The sequence below is a fragment of the Anabaena catenula FACHB-362 genome, from assembly GCF_014698735.1.
GTDB lineage: Bacteria > Cyanobacteriota > Cyanobacteriia > Cyanobacteriales > Nostocaceae > Anabaena > Anabaena variabilis_A.
Genome location: NZ_JACJTQ010000093.1, coordinates 1 through 5,518, shown reverse-complemented (window position 1 = coordinate 5,518; position 5,518 = coordinate 1). Strand labels below are relative to the sequence as shown.

General features: G+C 37.2%; 6 protein-coding genes. 1 reads left to right on the top strand and 5 read right to left on the bottom strand.

Annotated elements, in window-relative coordinates; translation table 11 throughout:
• Nucleotides 1–452: 452 nt before the first annotated feature.
• The 4 genes from H6G68_RS26470 to H6G68_RS26460 all read right to left on the bottom strand — a co-directional run bounded on the left by H6G68_RS26470 (nucleotide 453) and on the right by H6G68_RS26460 (nucleotide 3,961).
• Nucleotides 453–1,142, bottom strand: coding sequence for a hypothetical protein (locus H6G68_RS26470; RefSeq protein ID WP_242045413.1), 690 nt, complete (start codon nucleotides 1,140–1,142; stop codon nucleotides 453–455).
• Between the two features lie 69 nt (nucleotides 1,143–1,211).
• Nucleotides 1,212–1,466, bottom strand: coding sequence for a hypothetical protein (locus H6G68_RS26935; protein WP_199332741.1), 255 nt, complete (start codon nucleotides 1,464–1,466; stop codon nucleotides 1,212–1,214).
• Between the two features lie 20 nt (nucleotides 1,467–1,486).
• Entirely contained in the window at nucleotides 1,487–2,380 is an 894-nt protein-coding gene (locus tag H6G68_RS26465) for an IS4 family transposase (protein ID WP_199332740.1), read from the bottom strand.
• A 624-nt stretch (nucleotides 2,381–3,004) separates the two neighbouring features.
• Nucleotides 3,005–3,961 (bottom strand): sulfurtransferase, encoded by a 957-nt coding sequence (locus H6G68_RS26460; RefSeq protein WP_190909301.1) that lies wholly within the window; start codon nucleotides 3,959–3,961, stop codon nucleotides 3,005–3,007.
• A gap of 249 nt (nucleotides 3,962–4,210) precedes the next feature.
• On the opposite strand from H6G68_RS26460, the gene H6G68_RS26455 reads away from it, so the two are divergent.
• Nucleotides 4,211–4,897, top strand: a complete 687-nt coding sequence (locus tag H6G68_RS26455) for an HAD family hydrolase (protein WP_190909300.1) — start codon at nucleotides 4,211–4,213, stop codon at nucleotides 4,895–4,897.
• A gap of 47 nt (nucleotides 4,898–4,944) precedes the next feature.
• On the opposite strand, the gene H6G68_RS26450 is transcribed toward H6G68_RS26455, so the two are convergent.
• Nucleotides 4,945–5,340 (bottom strand): HAD-IA family hydrolase, encoded by a 396-nt coding sequence (locus tag H6G68_RS26450; RefSeq protein WP_242045412.1) that lies wholly within the window; start codon nucleotides 5,338–5,340, stop codon nucleotides 4,945–4,947.
• Nucleotides 5,341–5,518: the final 178 nt, after the last annotated feature.

The window sequence follows — 5,518 nt, the reverse complement described above, 5'->3', positions numbered from 1 at the left end:
TTTCATTAGATAGGTCTTATTGACAATAACTGACCTATTTTTTTTTACCATAAATCGTTGCATTCTTTACACCGTCTTGTTCTCAGCCTTGTTTGTCGCCCCGTCAGTCCATCACTATGACTCTGAAAAAATCAATCAAACGATAGATACTGATTTCTTCGTTCATACATAACATCGTTTTTTTGCCAATAAAATTTAGATGCGTTTCCCCTTCCCCAATCAGTGATTAAGTGGAATCCTGGGTTAAAGTTGGAGTTAGATAAATTTGCGTTAATTTCTTTGATTGAAGGGACGAACAACAAGCATTAAAAACTTGGCTGCTTGGAACAGAAGTCTAAGAACGAAATATGCGCTGGAAAGTCGTTAGGTTAGCACTACCCAATTAAAACAACAACAAGCTCTCCACAATCTGCGTTGCTTTGAAGGGGAATTATGAAGAAGTTAAGTTTATATTATCCTTTTGAATCTATAGAGCCATTATTGATCTTCATCTCCTGAACCAAAATTTTTATTTGTACAAATTTTTCAACAATTTCTGCTTGGTTGAAATTTATCTCGTTTGTATTGATAATCAAATTGATAACATTCGTTAATTCTGCTTGTTGCTTGTGGTTAACAGCTTTGAGTTGCGTCAGTTCCTGCTCTCTAGTTAAAACCACTTCATTTAATCGCTCAACTTCTGACATCAATGGTGCAATCGTTGCTTCTAACTCTGAATTAACTACCTTTGCTGCTTGCCCAGAAAATGTGTTCTGCCAACTGTTTTGACCTGCTCGTTCTAATGCTTTCTCTAACTCAATTATCCGTTGTTCTAATTGCTGGTTTTTGAAAGAGAGATTCTGCACTGTGGCCAACTGTCTCTCTTTTTCAATTAACTGCCCAATTAATTTCTCCTTGTCTTGCGCCATTTTTTGTGCGTGTTCCTGAGCAGCTTTTAACTCAACTGCGGCAGCTTGAAGAGCGGCATCACGAATTTCAGTAAATCGAGCTAGTTCTACTTCTGCTTGTTCTCTTTCTCGTTCTGCTAAAGCCTCAGCAATCTTTTGTTCTACCTGTTGTGCAGTGAAAGTCTCTTGTGTGCTTGTCTTGCTCCCTCTCTGATTTGGTAGCACTTCTAATTGTATTTGTTCTGGTTTAAACAATGTTTTGGTGAACGATCCTTGGGCAACTGTATGGTCTAATAGTACCCACTTGAGGGGGCGACAAAGAAGCTAAAAAGGTTGCTGGATAAGCATCACAGTCCTCATACCCTGCTGATAAAATGGCATCTTATTGCGAACTAATGCCATCATTTCCAAGACCAATTCTTGACACTCATTCATAGAAACTATCCAACTAGAACCATACAAACCTATCCAAAAAGCACTATGTCTTCTTCTGGTTCTTTTCTGTTCTCTAGAACGACAAACATAAGATTGTTGTCTAGAAAATTGAGTTTTTTGACCTTGTAACCATGCAGAAGTCATCGCCAAAGCAATCAATAAAATTATCCGGACAAGTCTATCGGGGGAAGCTTGAGAACCGGATATATTATAACCCCCAGTTTTACAATCTTTAAACATAGCTCGGAGGCGGAGTGTCTCCGACTCCGCTCAATCCCAAAACGTTGGCCATATATTTTGATGGTTGTGGATATATCTGTGAGATTAGTTGATAAATACCAAGGTTCTATTTCTTGCTTACTGCGATACTTTCGTTTCCAATAAACGGCTAAATTACAATGACCAAAACCTTGCTCTTGTGTGAGATTAACATTTTCATAAAATCTCCGACTTCCCGGATAAATTGGAATTGAACTTAGAGGTTGAAATGAGTGTTTTTTTTCTCGAAATGTGGTATCTTTTTTCTGCCTGAATATATACTTCAAACCCTGACTATGTAACCATTTCCTTAATTCAGCACCATGAAATTCCCTATCACCAATAATGACTAATTGATAATGTTTCAATAACCTAATTACCGGACGTAATACTTTTTGTTGTTCTTGGAGGTTACTACAACCATCTTTATCTAGTAGACACCAATACACTGGTAATGCTCTTTTTTGATAAATCACGCTTACCATCAGAATATTGTTGTCTTTCCATTGCGTTCTGTCTATGGCAATCACCAATTGTGAGAGCGGTTTAAATAATCGTTCTAAAATTGCTGTAATAATTGGGAACCACAACAATACTACACTCAACCTATTAGAGTTCAAAAATCTTTGTATATGACGACGACGGCTATTTTCTTGTATTGGTAACGGCAGGTTCGCAGCTAATCTTTCTATTCTCACTTCCTTCTGAGTTTGCAGTACCCACACCAGCATTTTCAGGGTGATCAACTGTCTATTACTCAGGTATTTTTCGAGGATTTCTTGATAAAATGACGGTAGCATTTTTTTGTTTGGTCTTGTTATTTTGACGAGACCATTCTTTTCTACCATCAAACTGTACCCCATAGATAGCTGCTTAATAACCGTATAGTATTGTCAATAAGCACAAGATTTTTTGAGAGAGTCTAACATCTGAAACCCTTTACCTATCTTGGTTTCAACTTGCTTGTCGCCCCCTCAAGCAGATGACTTTAACTGGGAGAATAAGTGAATAATTGGTAGTAATTGTTAGCTTTTCAGCTACTGTTAATTAACCCTCTAATTTTTGCGTTGTAGTTGTTTGATGCTTTCGGGCAAACGACGAACTTCTATAATCCTATACTAAGCTCCTGAGCGATCATCGCTTGTAGAATCATTTGGAGGTTCGTCGTTACTTCTTCTACAGCTTACCAAGTTATCTTGATCGAAATTATTGACTGCAAATACATATATTGGACTAAAGATGAAAATCGAGGTAGTGATTAACAAACTTACATATTTCATAAATTTATTTTTGAATTGTTTACGTGGAATACAAACTTTGTCTTTATTTTATATATTTTATAACAGAAATGTTTAAAATTTTGTAGAGACGCTATATATAACGTCTTTACAAATTCACCAAAAATTATTAATGCTAATTTGAGATTAAGTTAATTTCTCCTCTCCAGTTTCCACGGGTAAATCTTTTTGAGTGCTATATTCTGTCCAAGAACCTTCATAAATTCTAACTTTTGGATAACCAAGAAGATGCTTTAAAACAACATATTGTAATGTTGCTTCTCGTCCTGTACTACAAGAAACAATAATGTCATTTGCAGGATTAATCTTTTTATCTGCCAGAATTTTCTTAATCTCATCTAATGACTTTAATTTGTGAGGATTTTTAGCATCGGTAAATGTTACCCAAGGAATATTCCGCGCACCAGGAATATGTCCATTGCGTATCCAAAGATTTTCTTCACCCCGGAACAATTTTTCCGGTCTAGGATCAATAAAGGTAACTCCTGGTTTACCAATTAATTTTCTCACATCATTTAAATTCACGCGAACTGAAGGGTTATCCCGAACTGTGAATTTACCGACGGAATATTTAGGAAACTCTTTAGTTACATCTTGAGTAGCTTTGTAACCTGCATAGCCACCATCCAATACAGAGATATCTTTTAGTCCAGAACGTTCTAGTAAATAAGCAACCATTGTTGCACCTAAAACATCTCTACCATCTGAATACACAAGAACACGACTGTTATTTGTTACTCCAGAATTAGCAAATATTTCTCCTAGTTTTTGATTGTTCCAATATTGTACTGGTAAACCTTGTTGTGGACCTCTAAAAGCTATATCAGCAATATTCACAGCACTAGGAAGATGTCCTTCTATATAGTCCAGAGGAAAATTACGCACATCTAGAATTCGTAGATTTGCATCTTTGGAATTCGCTGCCACCCAATTTGGTGAAACAAACTGAATATTAGCACGAGTATTGGCTGAAAATGCTGTAACAGGTAATAATGGGACAGTTACGAGAAAAGCGAAAAATAATGCTATCGAAGTAAATAACTTAGGTTTTTTAAACTTTGCCAAGAAATATTTTAAATTCATGTTCACGCTCCTGATTATCTACCAAAACTTTTATGTAAGTCAGCGAAATATTTCATGCAGCTTTTAATAAAAGTTGCATTAGAGAAAGCTTCATTTGCTTTACAGGATTAAAATACGGGAAATCGGTCAAGTATTCGTACTTAATATAAATAACCATCTCATGTTCACACACAGAACACAAGTAATAAACCTCTCAAATATGAAGATTTATCTATCAGGATTTTCTATTTTATGTATAGATTAAGCAATATGATAAAATTAGTGATGTTTGATATTGATGGCACGCTTACTGAGTCGAATCACCTGGACAATGAATCATATTTACAGGCATTGTATGAAGTATTTGGTTTTTCAGAAGTATCAAGCGACTGGACATCATACACTCATGTAACAGATGCTTGTATTTTAAGGGAAGTTTGTCAAAGTAAACTTGGTCGCGTTCCTTCATCTAGGGAAGTTGAAGCTTTTCAACAGCGTTTTTTAGAATTACTTATTGAAGGTGCAGAATCACACAGTGGAGTCAAAGCGATATCAGGTTCATCTGATATGTTGAAAAAGCTACTGACATCTCCTGACTATCAGGTAGTTTATGCTGGAGGAGGTTGGGCAGTTTCAGCGATATTCAAATTAAAATCTGCTTGTCTTCCCATTGATAATATTCCTTATGCTTTCTCGGATGATGATGAGTCCCGTGAGGGAATAATGGCGATCGCACATTCTAGAGCCGAAATCTATTATGATCAGCGTTTCTCTGAAGTTGTTTACATTGGGGATGGTGTTTGGGATATTCGTTCGGCTCAAAAATCAGGATATTCATTCATTGGTATTGCTTCGGATGATCAAGCTAAAGCATTATTATCTTGTTCCCAGTCGGAGACTGGGAATGCTCTGAGAGAGGCAGAGCCTCTACTGTCAAATGAAGGCTCTGCCTTCTAGAATTCGTTCCTATACTCTGTATGGGAACGAGGAAATTCTTTGCGTCCTTATTTCAACAAATAGGGTAGTTGCCGCATATCTCTAAAAATAATTGCCCCTTCTTGCTCTAGTTTGTGTGCAGGCATGAGTTTTGCATAACCAAAAACCTTCATACCCGCTGCCACACCTGCTCTCGCCCCAATTGGAGTATCTTCAACTACAACACACTTAGCCGGCTCAACACCCATCCGTTCCGCTGCGTACAAAAATACATCAGGGTAGGGTTTTCCCCGCTCTACCTCCGTCACACTAAAGAGTTTTCCTTCAAAGTAACTCAATAAATTTGTGATTCCGAGCGTTGTCTGCATCTTCTTATGATCGCCACTTGATGCCACGCAGTGAGGTATTTCGAGTTCATCAAGCACTTCTTTTATACCATCGACAGGCTTGAGATTCTTGTTCAACGCGATCGCAGTTCTGTCTATATCCCTCTTCTGTCACTTTCCGAGAATAAAGAATATAATGGTTAGAAGAAAAAACTCTACAAGGTAGGTAGAGCAATGGATGTAGAATTACAAATCCTCAAACATTTACGTCGAGATGCCCACCCGACAGTGGGAGTCATAGATGAATATTGTGAGG

Bases quoted from the DNA above. Each gene is read 5' to 3' on its own strand.
- H6G68_RS26935 (WP_199332741.1), bottom strand. From the start codon at position 1,466: ATGACTTCTGCATGGTTACAAGGTCAAAAAACTCAATTTTCTAGACAA.
- H6G68_RS26465 (WP_199332740.1), bottom strand. From the start codon at position 2,380: ATGCTACCGTCATTTTATCAAGAAATCCTCGAAAAATACCTGAGTAAT.
- H6G68_RS26460 (WP_190909301.1), bottom strand. From the start codon at position 3,961: ATGAATTTAAAATATTTCTTGGCAAAGTTTAAAAAACCTAAGTTATTT.
- H6G68_RS26455 (WP_190909300.1), top strand. From the start codon at position 4,211: ATGATAAAATTAGTGATGTTTGATATTGATGGCACGCTTACTGAGTCG.